The following is a 17,995-nucleotide window of genomic DNA, read 5'->3' on the forward strand; positions in this document are numbered from 1 at the left end:
CCCGCGTTGACCGTTTCTTTCGAATGCCCATCGCAACCTCCTCATCGAGTGTTGCGACGACCAATTGAATCCGCCGGTGATCTCGGCTGAACCTGTGGTACCTGCCGCCTGCATTTTTTGAGCAGGCGGGCCACGGGCCTCAGTCGAGGTCCGGCCTTCCCTGTGCCCTCTGTCCGAAGAGGGTAATCGATCTTGATAGCTCGGGCGCGGAGCGCGTCGCGAGAAGGCAGGACGACGTCTCCGACGCGGAAATTGAGATAGTGGATCAATGGTAGCCCCGAACTCGTCGTGCCCGGGCTTGTCCCGGGCATCCACGTCGTTCGGCGTGTGCGGTGCGGCGTGGATGGCCGGGACAAGCCCGGCCATGACGAGCAGGATTTGAGATCTATCGCTTCATCGGCATCGGAATGCTCATTCGGCGAATTGCAACGATCGAGCTACCCCTTGATGAAGGCCAGCAGGTCGGCATTGATCACGTCGGCATGTGTGGTCGCCATGCCGTGCGGAAAGCCCGGATAGGTCTTCAAGGTCCCATGCTTCAACAGCTTGATGCCGATGCGCGCGGAATCGTCGATCGGAACGATCTGGTCGTCCTCGCCATGCATCAGCAGCACCGGCACGTCGATCGCCTTGAGGTCCTCGGTGAAGTCGGTTTCGGAGAACGCCTTGATGCAATCGTAATGCGCCTTGGCGCCGCCCATCATGCCCTGGCGCCACCAGTTGCGGATCACGCCTTCGGAAACCTTGGCGCCATTGCGATTGAAGCCGTAGAACGGGCCGGTCGGAATATCGAGGAAGAATTGCGCGCGGTTGGCGGCGAGCGCCGCGCGGAAGCCGTCAAACACCTCGATCGGCAGCCCGCCGGGATTGCTCTCCGTCTTCAGCATGATCGGCGGCACCGCGCCGAGCAGGGCAGCCTTGGCGACGCGGCCCTTGCCGTGCTTCGCCACGTAGCGCGCGACCTCGCCGCCACCGGTCGAGTGGCCCACATGGACCGCGTCTCGCAGGTCGAGCTTGGCGGCGAGCGCGGCGACATCGGCCGCATAGGTGTCCATCTCATTGCCGGTCTCCGTCTGGCTGGAGCGACCGTGACCGCGCCGGTCATGCGCGATGACGCGAAAGCCCTTGTCGAGGAAGAACAGCATCTGCGCGTCCCAGTCGTCGGACGACAGCGGCCAGCCGTGGTGGAAGACGATCGGCTGGCCCGAGCCCCAATCCTTGTAGAAGATCTGCGTGCCGTCCGATGTCGTCACGAATCCTGAGCTCATGGAGTGTCTGCCTTTCTCACTGGATGGAATCTGCCGCGTTCAAGGCGCGGCGTGATGGCGCGCCTCGTCGCGTCGGTACGCAACGAAGGATGCCCGCTGCCACCTTAGCGACGGAGCGTGACGATCTCAGCAACACAGACTCGTGTGCGACAGCGTTGCACCTCAACGGGACCCGCGTTGGCTGCTCAATCCGTGAGCGGAGCCACATGCATCTGCGGCGCGTGATCTGCATGATTTGCGGGCTCCTTTGCGGTTCCGCGGCCGGACACCCGGCTTTTTCCTTCTGGAACCGGGCAGGGCCGTCATTGCGCCCCGGCGCGTCATCGCATAAAGCCTGTTCCCAAATCGTTCACGCCAGCTCAAGCTCCTGGGCTAACCCACTGAAAGCTAAACGCTAATGGGAAAATCACTGATTCCGCCGGAGCCGGCGGAGATTCACGAGGTCGCGCTGCGCGAGGCGCTGGAGGAGCGCTATCTCGCCTACGCGCTCTCGACCATCATGCACCGCGCGCTGCCCGACGCGCGCGATGGCCTCAAGCCGGTGCATCGGCGCATCCTCTACGGCATGCGGCTGCTGCGGCTCGATCCCGGCACCGCCTTCAAGAAATCCGCCAAGATCGTCGGCGATGTGATGGGCTCGTTCCATCCGCATGGCGACCAGGCGATCTACGACGCGATGGTCCGCCTCGCGCAGGACTTTTCCTCGCGCTATCCGCTGGTCGACGGCCAGGGCAATTTCGGCAACATCGACGGCGATAACCCGGCCGCCTACCGCTACACCGAAGCGCGCATGACCGACGTCGCGCGGCTGCTGCTGGACGGCATCGACGAGGACGGCGTCGAGTTCCGGCCGAACTATGACGGCCAGTCGAAGGAGCCGGTGGTGCTGCCCGGCGGCTTCCCGAACCTGCTCGCCAACGGCGCCCAGGGCATCGCCGTGGGCATGGCGACCTCGATCCCGCCGCACAATGCCGCCGAACTGTGCGACGCCGCGCTGCATCTGATCGAGAAGCCCGACGCCAAGTCGCGCGCGCTGTTGCGCTGGGTGAAGGGCCCGGACTTCCCGACCGGTGGCACCGTGATCGACTCCAAGGAATCGATCATCGAGGCCTACACCACCGGCCGCGGCTCGTTCCGTGTCCGCGCCAAGTGGAAGCAGGAGGAGGGCAACCGCGGCACCTGGATCGTCGTCATCACCGAGATTCCCTATCTCGTGCAGAAGTCGCGCCTGGTCGAGAAGATCGCAGAGCTGCTCAACGAGAAGAAGCTGCCGCTGGTCGGCGACGTCCGCGACGAATCCGCCGAGGACGTGCGGCTCGTGATCGAGCCGAAGTCGAAGAACGTCGATCCGGCGCTGATGATGGAATCGCTGTTCCGGCTCACCGATCTCGAGAGCAAGATTCCGCTGAACCTCAACGTGCTGATCAAGGGCAAGATCCCGAAGGTGGTGGGTCTCGCCGAGTGCCTGCGCGAATGGCTCGACCATCTGCGCGACGTGCTGCTGCGACGCTCGAACTACCGCAAGAAGCAGATCGAGAACCGGCTGGAGATTCTCGGCGGCTACCTGATCGCCTACCTCAACATCGACGAGGTGATCCGGATCATCCGCACCGAGGACGAGCCCAAGCCGGTCCTGATGAAGACGTTCAAGCTCACCGAGGTCCAGGCCGAGGCCATCCTCAACATGCGCCTGCGCTCTCTGCGCAAGCTCGAGGAAATGGAGATCCGCACCGAGGACAAGAACCTGCGCGGCGAGCTGAAGGGCATCAATGCGCTGCTCGGATCCGAGCAGCTGCAATGGGCCAAGGTCGGCGAGCAGGTCAAGACGGTGCGCGACATGTTCGGGCCGAAGACGCCGCTCGGCAAGCGCCGCACCAATTTCGCCGACGCGCCCGAGCACGATCTCGCCGCCATCGAGGAGGCCTTCATCGAGCGCGAGCCGGTTACGGTCGTCGTCTCCGACAAGGGCTGGGTGCGCACCTTGAAGGGCCACGTCGCCGACCTGTCGAACCTGCAGTTCAAGACCGACGATCAGCTCGGCCAGGCGTTCTTCGCCGAGAACACCTCGAAGGTGCTGTTGTTCGCCAGCAATGGCAAGTTCTACTCGCTCGACGTCGGCAAGCTGCCCGGTGGCCGCGGCCATGGCGAGCCGATCCGCATGTTCATCGACCTCGACCAGGACGCCTCGATCGTGTCGATGTTCGTCGCCAAGGGCGAGCGCAAGTTCCTCGTGGCGGCCTCCGACGGCCAGGGCTTTGTGGTCAAGGAAGAGGATTGCGTCAGCAACACCCGCAAGGGCAAGCAGGTGCTCAACGTGACCGCGCCAGCGGAAGCGCGCGCGATCACCACCGTCACGGGCGATCAGGTCGCGGTCATCGGCACCAACCACAAGATGGTGGTGTTCGGGCTCGACCAGGTGCCGGAGATGGCGCGTGGCCGCGGCGTCCGGCTGCAGAAATACACCAGCGCGCAGCTGTCCGACGTCACCACCTTCGAGCAGAAGCAGGGGCTGGCCTGGAAGGATTCCGCCGGCCGCGATCAGGGTCTGAGCTGGAAGGAATTGGCCGATTACCGGGGCAACCGCGCCGACGCCGGCCGCATCGCGCAGGGCCTGCCGAAGTCGAACAAGTTCAACCGGCCGATCGAGTGAGGCGCGGGAGAGTGAAGATCGAGCGCCCCTTCGGTCTGCCACTCATCGGGACGACACCAAGACTGTCGTCCCGGGCAAGCCATCGGCAACGCGTAGCGTTGTCCGATGGCGCCGACCCGGGACCCATAACCACAGGACGTGGGAATGGGCAGGCTGGAACGACGCGCGTGCCAACCGATTGCCGCCGGTGGCTATGGGGTCCCGGCTTTCGCCGGGACGACATCGAGAGCGCTCATCAGCAGCGAGTAGTAGGTCAGATCGCATGGCGCACTCACACCAGCATCACGACGACCACCGCGACCATGATCATTCGCACGGCCACTCACATTCCCACGCCCACGGCCACGCCGGCCACAGCCATGCGCCGGCGAGCTTCGGCGCGGCCTTCGCGATCGGTGTGTCGCTCAACACCGGCTTCGTCATCGCCGAGCTCGTTTTCGGCTACGCCGCGCATTCGCTGGCCCTGATCTCGGACGCGGTCCACAATCTGTCCGACGTGATGTCGCTGCTCCTGGCCTGGGGCGCCCTGTGGCTGGCGGGCCGGCGGCCGACCGACCGCCATACCTACGGCTATCGCCGCGCCTCGATCCTGGCGGCGCTGATCAATGCGGGGGTGCTGCTGGTGGTGGTCGGCGGCATCGCCGTCGAGGCGTTCGATCGCCTGCGCAATCCGGGCGAGGTGGCCGGCATCACCGTGCTGTGGGTCGCCGCGCTCGGCATCGCCATCAACGGCGCCACCGCGCTGCTGTTCATGCGCGGCCGCGACACCGACCTCAACATCCGCGGCGCCTACCTGCACATGGCCGCCGATGCCGCCGTGTCGTTCGGCGTCGTCGTCGCGGCGCTGGTCACGATCTGGACCGGGTGGCTGTGGGTCGATCCGGTGGTCAGCCTTGTCATCGCGCTCGTCGTGCTCCTGAGTGGCTGGGAGCTCGCCCGCGACAGCGTCAATCTGGCGCTCGACGCCGTGCCGCGCGACATCGCGCTTCCCGAGGTGCGCGATTATCTCGCCTCCCTCGACGGCGTCAGCGAGGTGCACGACCTCCATGTCTGGGCGATGAGCACCAACGAGACCGCGCTGACGGCGCATCTGGTCCGGGCAGGCGGAACGGATGATGCGTTCCTGCATCGCGTCTGCGCCGAGCTGTCACATCGCTTCAACATCCAGCATCCGACCCTGCAGATCGAGGCCGATGGCTGCGCCTGCAAGCTCGCTCCTGCCGACGTGGTGTAAGCCGCGATGGGTCAGCTCCTTCCTGCCAGTCTGCACATCGCGCCGGCGATTTCCCTCGACCGGCGGAGTTCCCATTCCGGCCGGCGGCGGCGCCGTGATAACAGTGACCATCTCCCGCATCGCGGCCGCACCATCAGGGACACGATGTCTGGGGTGAGACGCACGGCACGGGAATGTGCCTTCGGAACGCAACGACTGGACAGCCCATGCCCGTGACGATCTTTCACAATCCGGCCTGCGGCACGTCGCGCAACACGCTCGCGATGATCCGCGCCTCGGGCGAGGAGCCTGAGGTGATCGAATATCTGAAGACGCCGCCGAGCCGCGAACAGCTGATTGCGCTGATCAACGCGATGGGCGTCAGGGTGCGCGACGTGCTGCGTGAGAAGGGCACGCCCTATGCCGAGCTTGGGCTGGGCGATCCCAAATGGACCGACGACCAGCTGATCGAGGCGATGCTCGCGCATCCCATCCTGATCAACCGGCCGATCGTGGTGACCAGCAGGGGTGCGCGGCTCTGCCGCCCGTCCGAACTCGTGCTCGACCTGCTCGATCATCCCGTCTCCTCCTTCACCAAGGAGGACGGCGAGGTGGTGAGCCGGCCTGCCTGAAGCCTTCCGGATCGTGACGCGTTGGTGAGTTGAAACCATGGATACGGCGACCCGTCTCGAAGTGGCGAACTGGCTCGTAGGTCAGAGCCTGACCGGCGCGCCGGAAAACGAGATCCTGCGCGGTTTCTGCGAGCGCTGTCGCGCGGCCGGGCTTGAACTGTCGCGCAGCCTTGCGATCATCGATACGCTGCATCCGATTTTCGAGGGGCGTGGCTTCCGCTGGAACGATTTCGACACGAACGAAGCCGACAGCTTTGAATATGGCTCCAGCAATGAGGGAGAGGCGGCCCAGAATTGGCGGCGCTCGGTCTTCCACCACATGCTGGAGAACGGCCATGACGAGTTCAGCATTGACTTCATGAATTGTGCGCATCTCGATTTTCCGATCATCGAGGAGCTTTCCGCACAGGGACATCGGCACTATCTCGCCTTCGTGCACCGGTTCGGGGAAGCCGGCACGCTCGGCCAGATGGACTGCTTCTATTCGAACTGGCTGACGCGGCGTGACGGCGGCTTCACCGACACGCAGGTCGGCGCATTGCGCGACCTGGTCCCGCTGCTCGCGCTGACGATCAAATCCGCGCAGCAGGTCGACATCGTGCGAACCCTTGGCCGCGTCTATCTCGGCCGCGATGCGTCGGAGCAGGTGCTGCGCGGCCGGATTTCCCGCGGTGTCACCGAGCGCATCAATGCGGTGCTGTGGTTCTCCGACCTGCGCAGTTCGACCGCAATCAGTGAGAGCATATCGCCGGACGAGATCATCCCGCTGCTCAACGACTATGCGGAAGCCTCGATCGACGCGATCTACGAGTCCGGCGGCGACGTGCTGAAGCTGATCGGCGACGGCGTGCTGGCGATCTTCACCGGAGGCGACATGGCCTCGGCTCGCCGGGCTGCGCTGCGTGCCGAGCATCGCTTTCGGCTGAACATCCTGAAGCTGAACGCACGGCGCGCCGGCGAGGGACGGCCCGTCACCTCGGCCTATGTCGGCCTGCATGTCGGCGAGGTGTTCTACGGCAATATCGGCAGCGAGGACCGGCTCGACTTCACCGTCGTGGGACCGGCCGTCAACGAGGTCAGCCGCATCGCCTCGATGTGCCGCTCGGTCGATCGCGAACTGTTGGCGTCCGCCGAATTCTGCGAGGGGCTCGACGACGAAGGTCGCCGCTACCTGGTGTCGACCGGCCGCTACGCGCTGCGCGGCATCGGCCGCGCGCAGGATCTCTTCACGCTCGATCCGGAAATTGCCGGCAGCGCCTTGGCCACGCGGGCCTACGAGAACTACCTGGCGGACGAGATGTCGCACCCTTGACCCACGTCAATGCCCAGCCGAAGCGAGTCTGCCCAGCATCCCTCTGCCGGGAGATGAAAGCTCATGTACAAACATATTCTGCTGCCGACCGATGGCTCCGATCTGTCCAAGGCCGCGATCAAGCACGGCATTGCGCTCGCCAAGGCGACCGGCGCAAAGGTCACGGCGCTGGTGGTGTCGACGCCGCTGCATTCGCTGGTCGTCGATCCTCACGCTGCGACCAAGGCGCTCGCGCAATACAAGTCGCTGGTGGCCGATCAGACCGCGAAATATCTCGATCATGTGAAGGACGATGCCGAGCAGGCCGGCGTCGCCTGCGCCACGCTCTGCGTCGAGCACGACAAGCCCTATGAGGCGATCGTCGAGACCGCCCGCAAGCAGCATTGCGATCTGGTGCTGATGGCCTCGCATGGGCTGCGCGGCGTCTCGGCGATCCTGGGCAGCGAGACCTTGAAGGTGCTGACGCATTCGACCGTGCCGATCCTGGTCTATCGCTAGGCGGGCTGCGGCTCCGGTTGCCGCGCGATCGCCACGACCGGCGAGGCGAGGATGACGAGCGCCTGCAGGCCGAAGATGGCGGCGACGAGGTAGAGACACGTGTCGGCGCCGTAGCGGCCGCCGACGACCGCGCCGAGCAGCGAGCCCAGCGGACGGGCGCCGTAGCTCAGGATGTTGATGGCCGACACCCGCCCGAGTAGGCCGGCCGGGGTCACCGACTGCCGCAGCGTCGTGGTCGAGATCACCCAGAGGATCGGCCCGGCGCCGAGCAGGAAGAAGCTGAGCCCGGCAAGGACAGGCGAGGGAACGAACGTGGTCAGTGCCATCACGAGCGCCGCGGCGAAGCCGGTGACGGGGCCGAGCCCGATGACGGTGCCGAACGGCAGAAGCCGCATGATGCGCGTCGCCAGCAGCGCGCCGCACACCATGCCGACGCCGAACATCGACAGCACCGAGCCGACGCCTCCTGCCGACAGGCCGAGCCGGTGGACTGCATAGGGCACGAACACCGCGAGCAGCAGGAAATGGGCCGTGTTGAAGATGAACTGGGTTGCGAACACCGGCCGCAGCAGCGGATGATGCAGCACGAAGGCGGCGCCTTCCCTGATGTCGGCCAGCGGATGGCGGCGCGGCACGGGCGCGCGGGCGGGCTCGGCGATGCCGGCCAGGCAGACGGCTGCGACCAGCGAGAGCGCAGCGGCGCAGCCGAAGGCGGGCGCGCCGCCGATCCAGCCGACCAGCACGCCGCCGAGCGCGGGCCCCGCGGCGAAGGCGACGGTACGGGCAAGCTCGATGCGCGCATTCGCAGGCGCCAACTGGGCGGGGGCGACCAGGCTCGGCACCAGGGCCGGCGCGGCGACGCTGAACACCACCGTGCCGCACACCGCTGCGAATCCAAGCGCCGCCAGCAACGGCAGCGTGAGCGCGCCGGCCGCGAAGGCGATGAGGATCGCGAGCAGCGCCAGCGCGCGAAGCATCTCTGCCAGCGCCATCAGCAGCCGTCGCGACATCCGGTCGGCGAGCAGCCCCGCAGGGATCGCGAACAGCACGAAGGGCGCGGTCAGCGCCGTCTGCAAGAGTCCAGTCTCGCCCTCGCCGACACCGAGCGCGAGCACCGCGACGATCGGCGCTGCGGCGAGCGCGATCTGCTCGGCCGATTGCGCGGTGAGGTTCGACCAGGCGAGGCGGTGGAAGGCGGCGGGCAGGGCGGGCGAGGGAGTCATGAAGAGGAACCTGATGTGATGATGTGGCCATCATCGCCGCTCAGCCTCCCTGCGCCCACCCGCTTCCTGATCTCCGGCATCGGCCGTCGTGCTGCGGACGGCCTACGCCGCGGTCGGTGCCTCGGCCAATCCCCATTCCGGCGGCAGCGTGCGGAACGCCAGATGCGTGCCGGCATTCAGCGGCGCCGTCTTGAAGCCGAACCGGTGCCAGGCCAGCGCCAGCGCATGCTGGGTGTAGATCGAGATGTGGCCGTTGCGCGGCGCGATGTACCACCAGGACATGCCCTGGCTTTCGAAGTCGTCCGGCTGGGTCAACGTCGAGTAGAATACCGCGCCCGGTTCGGCCACGCAGGCTGCCATGGCTCCGATCGTCGCCAGCGGATCGGGCACGTGCTCCAGCGTCTCGAAGCAGGTGACGAGATCGAACTTGCGATCGGGTTGGGTTGCGTGCTCGGCCACCATCGGATCATAGGTGACCGCTTCCGCGAAGCCTTGAGCGCGCAGGCCGGTGCAGAACAAGTCGTTGCCGCCGCCGAAGTCGAGCACCCGCATTCCGGCCTTGTGTGGCGCCCAGAAGCGGGCCACGGCCGCCGCATTGTCGGTCGGCCGCTTGATCCGATAGTCCGGATCCACGGCTTCGTAGCCGTCGTTGTAAATGTGGGTCTTGAACTGCTCGATGCTCCAGTCGTCGAAGGCGTCCGTGAACAGGAAGCCGCAATCCGCGCAGCGCCGGTAGTAGATTGGTACGCCGGCCAGCGGCGGGCGATGGGCATGGGCCGTCTGGCAGGGGCGGTTCATGTCGACCACGCCGTAGAGCGAGGCAGGACCGTCACAGATCTTGCAAGGCACGGGCGCGTTCGTGACCGGTCGGAGCCCGAGTTGGGTAGAGAGCATGGTGGATCCCGTCAGTGGGGCAGTGGCGCCCGTCGCCGATGGGCCGCCTCGAGGAGGCGGGCCGCGAATCGGCAGGGACGAGCTTTCGCAATGATGAAGCGGTATCGGAGGATTTCCAGCATCTCTATGCGGCACCGCCACATGGGCAAGTCGCACTTGCAAGTAAGTTGCATTAAACGTCGGTTTCGTCCAGGATAGCGCCATGGACGCAAAATCGTCAGACCTTTCGCAGCTGCACGCCATGGTTCCGCCGAGCGACCGCCTGAACGGAGGCTGGCGCGGTGAGCGCGGCGATCCGTCTCTCGGCGACATGTTCGCGACGGTACGAACCGCGACAAAAGGGTCGCTCTGGCGCAAGCTGCTGGCCTTTCTCGGACCCGGTTACCTCGTCGCCGTCGGCTATATGGACCCCGGCAATTGGGCAACGTCGCTGGCCGGCGGTGCCAAGTTCGGCTACGTCCTGCTCTCGGTCGCGCTGCTGTCCAACCTGATGGCGATCGTGCTGCAGTCGCTGTGCACACGGCTCGGCGTCGCCACCGGCCGCGACCTCGCCCAGGCCTGTCGCGACTCTACCCCGCGCTGGGTCTCGGTGCCGCTTTGGCTGTCGGCGGAGATCGCGATCACGGCCACCGACCTCGCGGAAGTGATCGGTACTGCGATCGGTCTCAGCCTGCTGTTCGGGCTGCCGCTGTCGATCGGCGTCTGCGTCACCGCACTCGATGTCTTCCTGATCCTGGCGCTGCAGGCGTTCGGCTTCCGCTGGATCGAGGCGTTCGTGGTCGCGCTGCTCGGCATCATCGCGCTGTGCTTCGCGATCCAGATCGCGATGGCGCAGCCGGACTGGGCCGAGGTGGTGAAGGGCTTCGTTCCCAGCGGACAGCTGATCGCCAATCCGGAGATGCTCTATCTGGCGCTCGGCATTCTCGGCGCCACCGTGATGCCGCACAATTTGTATCTCCACTCGGGCCTGGTCCAGACTCGCGGCTACGGCGACAGCCCAGAGGACAAGCGCGAGGCGATCACGCTCTCCACGATCGATTCCACCATCGCGCTGTGCCTGGCGCTGACCATCAACGCCTCGATCCTGATCCTGGCGGCGGCGACGTTCCACCGCACCGGACAACGCGACGTCGCCGAGCTTGACCAGGCGTATTCCTTCCTGGCGCCGCTGCTCGGGTCGACGCTGGCGCCGACGCTGTTTGCGATCGCGCTGTTGTGCTGCGGCCTGAATTCGACGATCACCGCGACACTGTCCGGCCAGATCGTGATGGAGGGCTTTCTTCACTGGCGGATCGCGCCCTGGCTGCGCCGGCTGATCACCCGCATGATCGCAATCGTGCCGGCCGTGGTGGTGACGATCTGGGCCGGCGAGAAGGCGACCGGGCAGCTCCTGATCCTCAGTCAGGTCGTGCTCAGCCTGCAACTGCCGTTCGCCATCGTGCCGCTGGTGCTGCTCACCGCGAGCCGGGCCAAGATGGGGCAGTTCGTGGCGCCGCGCTGGCTGACGGCGATTGCGACCTTGATCGCGGTGGTGATCATCGCGCTCAATGCCAAGCTGGTGTGGGATCTGGCCACGGGATAGGGATGGCGCGCAGGGAGCAGCGAACCAGGGGATGTCGAAAGACCTCTACTCCCCCTCGCTATTGCCTCCCTCTAGTCCTGCGGCTCGGGCGCGATGTCGCCTTCGGCATCCACGCGCAGCCAGCCGGCAGCCGCGAGCCGTTGTTGCGGCAGATAGCGGCTCTTGTAGTCCATCTTCTTCGAACCCTCGATCCAATAGCCGAGATAGACGTAGGGCAGGCCCTGGCGCCGCGCCCGGGCGATGTGGTCGAGGATCATGAAGGTGCCGAGCGAGCGCGTGGTCTCCGACGGGTCGAAGAACGAGTACACCATCGACAGGCCATCGCTGAGCACGTCGGTCAGGGCGACCGCGACCAACTCGCCGCCCCTGGCGTTCGGACCGTTGCTCAGATTGCGGCGGCGGTACTCGATGATTCTCGTCTCGACATGGCTGTCCTCGACCATCATGGCGTAATCGAGCACCGTCATGTCGGCCATGCCGCCATGGCGATGGCGCTGATCGAGATAGCCGCGGAAGATCGAATATTGCTCGGAGGTCGGCACGGCGCTGCGCTGCTCGCCGACCAGATCGGAGTTGCGCGCGAGCACCTTCCGGAAGTTGCGCGAGGGGCGGAATTCGTTGGCGATCACGCGGACGGACACGCAAGCGCGGCACTGGTCGCAGGCCGGCCGGTAAGCGATCGACTGGCTGCGACGGAAGCCGCCATGGGTGAGAAGGTCGTTGAGATCGGTCGCCTTGTCGCCGACCAGATGCGTGAACACCTTGCGTTCCTGCCGGCCCGGCAGATACGGGCAGGGCGAGGGCGCGGTCAGGTAGAATTGCGGGGTGTCACGCGAATGCTGGGTCAAGGAACGTCGTGAGCCTCCGAGGCGATCATCAACAGAATTGCGCTCCGGAGGCGGCCGGTCAATCGCTTTTGCTGTGCCACCGGACGTCTCATCAGGTACGAGCCGGTTCAGTCAGTTGCGAGCGCACAGACGTGTTGATCACGACGGTGCCGAGCACGAAATCGTGCAGCAGCCGGCGGCGGCTGTTGAACAGTCCGACCAGCAGCACGAGCGGCGACAACACCGAGACCGAGATCCAGAAGCAGACTGCATGCACGGCACCGAGCACAAAGTAGCCCGGCGCGCCGTACCAGGTCCGCACCTCCAGATCCATCACCCGCATGCCGATCGTCGCCGAGTTCGGCCCGCCGATCGTTGCGCCGTAGTAGACGATGGCCCAGATCACTGAAGCCGGCGACACCAGCCAGAACAACGCCCAGCCGAGACCCAGCGTGACCACGCCGAATACGGCAATGAAGATCACCGCCAGGATCACCGGGACCGAGAGCACCAGGAGATCGATCAGGAATGCGATCATCCGCCGCGTCAGCACGCCGCGAAACAATTCCGGCTGCTGATAGGGATCGTAGGCGTGCGGCCGAGCACCGGGACCGTCATTGCTATCGCCTGAGCCCATATACGCCATGAATAAGCCCTCCGGATTGGCACCCAGCACATGGGAACCCGACTTGCGCTTGCAAGGGCCGTTCTTGCAGGAGGCGCGGCAAATTTCCGGCCATTTCGCGACTTCTGAGCCCTTTCCGCGACCCGGCGGTTCGCGCACGCGAAAGGATCGGCGTGCTCAAAGACCGGCGGGTCCCGAAAGATCCCAGCGCCTCCTCAACGCTGCTGCCGCAGCCGTTCGGCGGCTTGCGGGGCGAAATAGGTGAGCACACCGTCGGCGCCGGCGCGCTTGAAGGCCAGCAGGCTCTCCATCATCGCCCGATCGCCGTCGATCCAGCCATTGTTGGCGGCCGCCGCGATCATCGCGTATTCGCCCGACACCTGATAGGCGAAGGTCGGCATGCTGAACGTGTCCTTCACGCGCCTGACGACGTCGAGATAGGGCATGCCCGGCTTGACCATCACCATGTCGGCGCCCTCGGCGATGTCGAGCTCGACCTCGCGCAGGGCCTCGTCGCTATTGGCGCTGTCCATCTGGTAGGTGCGCTTGTCGCCGGTGAGCGTCTTGGCCGAGCCGATCGCGTCGCGGAACGGGCCGTAGAAGGCGGATGCATATTTGGCTGCATAGGCCATGATCTGCACGTCGAGGAAACCGGCTTGATCCAAAGCCTGGCGGATCGCGCCGACCCGGCCGTCCATCATGTCCGACGGCGCAATGATGTCGCAGCCGGCCTCGGCCTGGACCAGGGCCTGGCGCACCAGCACGGCGACGGTCTCGTCGTTGAGGATGCGGCCGTCCCGGATCAGGCCGTCATGACCGTGACTGGTGAAAGGGTCCAGCGCGACGTCGCAGAGCACGCCGATCTCCGGGAACTCCTTCTTGATCGCGCGCACCGCCTGGCAGACCAGGTTGTCCGGGTTGCAGGCCTCGGAGCCGTGCTCGTCGCGCAGTGACGGCTCGGTATAGGGGAACAGTGCGATGCAGGGGATGTCGAGCCTAACCGCGCGTTCGGCATCGCGGACGATCTCGTCGACGCTCAGCCGCTCCACGCCCGGCATCGAGGCGACGGTGCTGCGGGTCCGGTCGCCCTGCACCACAAACAGGGGCCAGATCAGATCGTCGGTGGTGAGCACGTTCTCGCGCACCAGCCGGCGCGCCCATTCGGCCTTGCGGTTGCGGCGGGGGCGGATGGTCAGCTCGAGCGCCGGTGTCGGTGCAGTGGCCGGGTTGCGCGCGGTGTCGCGCAGGTCGATCGGGCGGCCGAATTTGATCGCCATGGGGTGCTGGCTCCTTGAGCTGGCCGGCGAGCCGGATTTGATTTGTTGTAATTCCAACAATCTGTAGCACTTCGGCCGTCGCCCGTCACTTGACCTGACGCAAGCGGCCCGGTTGATTTCCTACCCGGTTGCTTTCACGGTGCCGGCCGGCCAAGAATCGCCATGCTCCTGGTCTTGAGAGGCCCCAATGACGACCATCCTGTTCTGCTCGAGCTGCCATGGCTGAGATTCCCTCGGCGCGAGATCTGGCACGTGACAACGCCGCCATGTCGATTGCCGCCATGTCCTCGGATCGGCGCGAGAGCGACGACAATGTCTGGACGCGGCGGCTCGTGCTGTTTTTGCGGGTCATGGCCATGCTCTCGATCGCCAAGGGCCTGTACCACTGGGCCCAGGTGACCGGCTTCATCGGCGGCGAGGACGACGCGTTCGAAAACCAGGCGATGGCCTGGCAGGCTGCGACGGTCTATTTCGCGGTCATCGAGCTCGTCGCCGCCGTGGGCCTGTGGCTGGCCACGCCGTGGGGCGCAGTGGTGTGGCTCACCACGGTGGTGTCGATGGCGGTGATCGAGCTGATGTTCCCGGGCATCTACGGCGGCAATCTGCTGGTGGTCGCGGGCGAGGCAATCATGCTCGCCGCCTACCTCGTGCTGGCCTGGATGGCGGCCCGGGAGCGGCCACCATAGGTCGTGCGGAAAATTCGTTGCACGCTGTAAATCTTTTCAGCGCCATGCAAGTAATGTTTCGAACACCTTAAGAGCGCCTGCCACAGCTGTTACAGAGACCTTAGCGGCGCTACCCAAGCGTGTTTTGGAATGCGACAGGTGGGTGAAACAGAGCGCGAACATCGCGCCTCGACCGTCAACGGACTATTGCAAAAGCCTCTGTAATTACTGAATTAAAAGAGGATTCACTCTCCGCGATTCATTCTCTCTTTATGCTCTTATTTAAGGCGATCTTCAAAGCACGCCCCTTAAGTTCGTTCTATCAGACGGGACAAAAGTTTCGTCGAATAAGTCGACAAAAACGACGACAGGGGAAGTGTCATGATGAAAGCCGTTGCGACGGCCGTGGAGACTGCTGCGCCGGGCCAGGGCGGCACCGTCCAGTCGCTCTATCTGGAAGCTCTGACGCTGGTGGAGCGGCTGCATCGCCGCCTGCTCGACGTCATCAAGGACGAGTTCGACCGCCGTGGTCGTTCCGACATCAATTCGGTCCAGGCGCTGCTGCTCTATAACATCGGCGACAAGGAGCTGACCGCGGGCGAGCTGCGCACGCGCGGCTACTATCTCGGCTCCAACGTCTCCTACAACCTGAAGAAGCTGGTCGAGCTCGGCTTCCTCGATCACCAGCGCTCGCGCGTCGATCGCCGCTCGGTCCGCATCCGCCTGACCCCGCAGGGCCAGGAGATCCGCCGCATCGTCGACTCGCTGTATCAGAAGCACGTCAAGACCGTGGAGCAGGTCGGCGGCATTTCCAGCGAGGAGTTCTCGACGCTGAACAAGTCGCTGCATCGTCTCGAGCGGTTCTGGACCGATCAGATCCTCTATCGCCTCTGAGCAGGCCTCATCGTCTCGGTTGAGCCGGCTCCGACCTCGAGAGCCAAGACCGGACAGTCGTTGATCGTCTGGAAGTCGTTCTTGCGCCGGCCCCTTCGGCCGGCGCTTTTTCGTGTTCGTTTGGCAAAATCCCCGGTCCGAATTGGAACCAATCAAGGCTCCTGGGCTTATGTCCTTGGACCGGAGGTCGGACCATGCTGCACGATGCCGGAATGCAAGTCATGAACGTGGCGATGGTCGGCGATGCTTATGCCATCGCCTCCAACTATCTGCGTCTCTCTGGCGAGATGCCGGAGGAGTTCACGCCGAACGAAAGACTTGTCGACATCATCGTTCAACTGATTCACCGCGGAGAATTCAACAAGCTCAAGCTCGCCAACAAGGCGATTTCGATGTTCAAGTCTGCCTGACGGCTGACGTTCAAGAGGGGATGATATGGAAGCCGCCATCGATCGCATCATGCACACCTACGACCTGCTGGCGAACCGCACCGCTGCGGCGAGCGACGAGGCGCGTCGCAAGGTGAGCGCCTACATCCAGACGCTGTTCGAAGCCGGCGAGCGCGATCCGCATCGTCTCACGGTGTGCGGCCTGACCTATCTTCGCCAGCTCGACGGCCGCGTCGATCCGGTGAAGGCGGGCTACACCGGCCTCTGATGTGTTCGGCGCGACTTTGCTCGCGCGACGCTTGCCTCATAATACCCGACAACCTGGATGAGACCTTCCGGTTTCATGCGGGTTGTTTGTTCTTGGGGGATCGATGCATTTGGTGTCCCGAGTCATCGTCATCGCGGGATTCTTGGTCATCGCGGATTCTTGGCCGTCGCGTGCGGTGAGCTGAGCCTGCCCACGAGGAGTATGGTTGAGACGGTTTGGTCCCAGAAGGGACCGAACAGTCGAGAAGCACGGGCCAGAATAGGCGCCTGGCTTGAGCAGGGCTTGCCCCGGACCTCGTCCACCATATCTGGCGCAAATATCCGGTTTGACCCGCAACCGCTTGGTCTGTCCCTTGGCCTGCCGCCGCCCATATGGTAAGGGCAGGGGTCTTTTCCGACCGCCTTCACTGAACCGACCGCAGGCCACCTAAGGCCTTGCGGACGTGGAGATATTCCGCCGATGACCGCTTCCAGCGCCAAGCCCGCCTCGTCAGTCGATTCCTTCTTCTCCGCCACCCTGGCCGAGGCCGATCCCGAGATCGCCGCCGCCATCAAGGGTGAGCTCGGTCGGCAACGGCACGAAATCGAGCTGATCGCCTCGGAAAACATCGTCAGCCGCGCGGTCCTGGAGGCCCAAGGCTCGGTGATGACCAACAAGTACGCGGAAGGGTATCCGGGCGCGCGCTATTATGGCGGCTGCGAATGGGTCGACGTCGCCGAGAACCTCGCGATCGACCGCGCCAAGAAGCTGTTCGGCGCCAATTTCGCCAACGTCCAGCCGAACTCCGGCAGCCAGATGAATCAGGCGGTGTTCCTGGCGCTGCTGCAGCCCGGCGACACCTTCATGGGCCTCGACCTCGCCGCCGGCGGCCATCTCACCCACGGCTCGCCGGTCAACATGTCCGGCAAGTGGTTCAGGGCCGCGCATTACACCGTGCGCCGCGACGACCACCTGATCGACATGGATGCGGTGGCGAAGCAGGCTGAGGAAGTGAAGCCGAAGCTGATCATCGCCGGTGGCAGCGCCTATTCGCGCCCGTGGGACTTCAAGCGTTTCCGCGAGATCGCCGATAGCGTCGGTGCGTACCTGCTGGTCGACATGGCCCACTTCGCCGGCCTCGTCGCCGGCGGCGTCCATGCCTCGCCGGTGCCGTATGCCCACGTCACCACGACGACGACCCACAAGTCGCTGCGCGGCCCGCGCGGCGGCCTGATCCTGTGGAACGACGAGCAGTTCACCAAGAAGTTCAACTCGGCGATCTTCCCGGGCCTGCAGGGCGGCCCGCTGATGCACGTGATCGCGGCCAAGGCGGTGGCGTTCGCCGAGGCGCTGCGGCCGGAGTTCAAGACTTACGCGAAGAACATCGTCGAGAACGCGAAGGCGCTGGCGGAATCGCTGCGCGCCCACGGCTTCGACATCGTCTCCGGCGGCACCGACAACCATTTGATGCTGGTCGACCTCCGGCCCAAGGGGTTGAAGGGCAACATCTCGGAGAAGGCCCTGGTCCGCGCCGGCATCACCTGCAACAAGAACGGCATCCCGTTCGATCCCGAGAAGCCGTTCGTCACGTCCGGCCTGCGCCTCGGCACGCCGGCGGCGACCACCCGCGGCTTCGGCGTCGCCGAATTCCAGCAGGTCGGCAGCCTGATCGCCGAGGTGTTGAACGCGATCGCGCAGGCGCCGGACGGCAGCGCGCCGCTGGTCGAAGCCGCGGTCAAGCAGAAGGTGAAGGCGCTGACCGACCGGTTTCCGATCTACCAGTAAGGCTTGAAGCCACA

Annotated in this window: 17 protein-coding genes; 11 read left to right on the forward strand and 6 right to left on the reverse strand. The window is 65.0% G+C overall.

Translation table 11 applies throughout. The features are described from left to right. Positions 1–437: 437 nt before the first annotated feature. A complete protein-coding gene (locus ACQR13_RS19135) occupies positions 438–1,268 on the reverse strand; it encodes an alpha/beta fold hydrolase (RefSeq protein ID WP_315752930.1) in 831 nt (276 codons plus the stop codon). A gap of 397 nt (positions 1,269–1,665) precedes the next feature. Between ACQR13_RS19135 and parC the strand changes: the two genes are divergently transcribed. From parC to ACQR13_RS19160, 5 genes are all read left to right on the forward strand, one after another. Continuing rightward, positions 1,666–3,918: a DNA topoisomerase IV subunit A gene (parC, locus tag ACQR13_RS19140; RefSeq protein ID WP_316185752.1), complete on the forward strand. Its 2,253-nt coding sequence runs from the start codon at positions 1,666–1,668 to the stop codon at positions 3,916–3,918. A 262-nt stretch (positions 3,919–4,180) separates the two neighbouring features. Continuing rightward, positions 4,181–5,152, forward strand: a complete 972-nt coding sequence (locus tag ACQR13_RS19145) for a cation diffusion facilitator family transporter (RefSeq protein ID WP_316191346.1) — start codon at positions 4,181–4,183, stop codon at positions 5,150–5,152. Between the two features lie 206 nt (positions 5,153–5,358). Next, on the forward strand, positions 5,359–5,763 hold the full coding sequence (gene arsC / locus ACQR13_RS19150) for an arsenate reductase (glutaredoxin) (protein WP_315711425.1): 405 nt from the start codon (positions 5,359–5,361) through the stop codon (positions 5,761–5,763). 37 nt (positions 5,764–5,800) lie between these two features. Continuing rightward, complete coding sequence (locus ACQR13_RS19155) at positions 5,801–7,075, forward strand: adenylate/guanylate cyclase domain-containing protein (RefSeq protein WP_316191345.1); 1,275 nt, start codon at positions 5,801–5,803, stop codon at positions 7,073–7,075. A 63-nt stretch (positions 7,076–7,138) separates the two neighbouring features. Further along, entirely contained in the window at positions 7,139–7,573 is a 435-nt protein-coding gene (locus tag ACQR13_RS19160) for a universal stress protein (protein WP_315805837.1), read from the forward strand. On the opposite strand, the gene ACQR13_RS19165 is transcribed toward ACQR13_RS19160, so the two are convergent. Next, positions 7,570–8,796 (reverse strand): MFS transporter, encoded by a 1,227-nt coding sequence (locus ACQR13_RS19165; RefSeq protein ID WP_315711428.1) that lies wholly within the window; start codon positions 8,794–8,796, stop codon positions 7,570–7,572. The two genes, ACQR13_RS19160 and ACQR13_RS19165, sit on opposite strands and share 4 nt — an antisense overlap. A 102-nt stretch (positions 8,797–8,898) precedes the next feature. Next, positions 8,899–9,690: a class I SAM-dependent methyltransferase gene (locus ACQR13_RS19170; protein ID WP_316172059.1), complete on the reverse strand. Its 792-nt coding sequence runs from the start codon at positions 9,688–9,690 to the stop codon at positions 8,899–8,901. 202 nt (positions 9,691–9,892) lie between these two features. Between ACQR13_RS19170 and ACQR13_RS19175 the strand changes: the two genes are divergently transcribed. Continuing rightward, positions 9,893–11,272: an Nramp family divalent metal transporter gene (locus ACQR13_RS19175; RefSeq protein ID WP_315827210.1), complete on the forward strand. Its 1,380-nt coding sequence runs from the start codon at positions 9,893–9,895 to the stop codon at positions 11,270–11,272. Positions 11,273–11,343: 71 nt separating this feature from the next. Here the strand turns inward: ACQR13_RS19175 and ACQR13_RS19180 are convergent, their stop codons facing one another. The 3 genes from ACQR13_RS19180 to hemB form a co-directional block, all read right to left on the reverse strand. Beyond that, complete coding sequence (locus ACQR13_RS19180; RefSeq protein WP_315711431.1) at positions 11,344–12,120, reverse strand: arginyltransferase; 777 nt, start codon at positions 12,118–12,120, stop codon at positions 11,344–11,346. Between the two features lie 91 nt (positions 12,121–12,211). Next, complete coding sequence (locus tag ACQR13_RS19185; protein WP_315827208.1) at positions 12,212–12,745, reverse strand: RDD family protein; 534 nt, start codon at positions 12,743–12,745, stop codon at positions 12,212–12,214. 194 nt (positions 12,746–12,939) lie between these two features. Continuing rightward, positions 12,940–14,001, reverse strand: a complete 1,062-nt coding sequence (gene hemB, locus ACQR13_RS19190; RefSeq protein WP_315752921.1) for a porphobilinogen synthase — start codon at positions 13,999–14,001, stop codon at positions 12,940–12,942. 218 nt (positions 14,002–14,219) lie between these two features. Here hemB and ACQR13_RS19195 point away from each other — a divergent pair, with 218 nt between their 5' ends. The 5 genes from ACQR13_RS19195 (at position 14,220) to glyA (ending at position 17,981) form a co-directional block, all read left to right on the forward strand. Further along, entirely contained in the window at positions 14,220–14,687 is a 468-nt protein-coding gene (locus ACQR13_RS19195) for a DUF6163 family protein (RefSeq protein WP_315711435.1), read from the forward strand. A gap of 360 nt (positions 14,688–15,047) precedes the next feature. Beyond that, a complete protein-coding gene (gene ldtR / locus ACQR13_RS19200) occupies positions 15,048–15,560 on the forward strand; it encodes a transcriptional regulator LdtR (protein WP_008962376.1) in 513 nt (170 codons plus the stop codon). Positions 15,561–15,754: 194 nt separating this feature from the next. Then, on the forward strand, positions 15,755–15,970 hold the full coding sequence (locus tag ACQR13_RS19205) for a hypothetical protein (RefSeq protein WP_315711436.1): 216 nt from the start codon (positions 15,755–15,757) through the stop codon (positions 15,968–15,970). Positions 15,971–15,995: 25 nt separating this feature from the next. Beyond that, entirely contained in the window at positions 15,996–16,217 is a 222-nt protein-coding gene (locus tag ACQR13_RS19210; RefSeq protein WP_315711437.1) for a hypothetical protein, read from the forward strand. Between the two features lie 459 nt (positions 16,218–16,676). Beyond that, the gene (gene glyA / locus ACQR13_RS19215; RefSeq protein WP_315752920.1) at positions 16,677–17,981 is read left to right on the forward strand and encodes a serine hydroxymethyltransferase; all 1,305 of its coding nucleotides are present in this window, start codon (positions 16,677–16,679) and stop codon (positions 17,979–17,981) included. Positions 17,982–17,995 lie beyond the last annotated feature (14 nt).

The sequence above is a fragment of the Bradyrhizobium sp. HKCCYLRH3059 genome, from assembly GCF_051168035.1.
GTDB lineage: Bacteria > Pseudomonadota > Alphaproteobacteria > Rhizobiales > Xanthobacteraceae > Bradyrhizobium.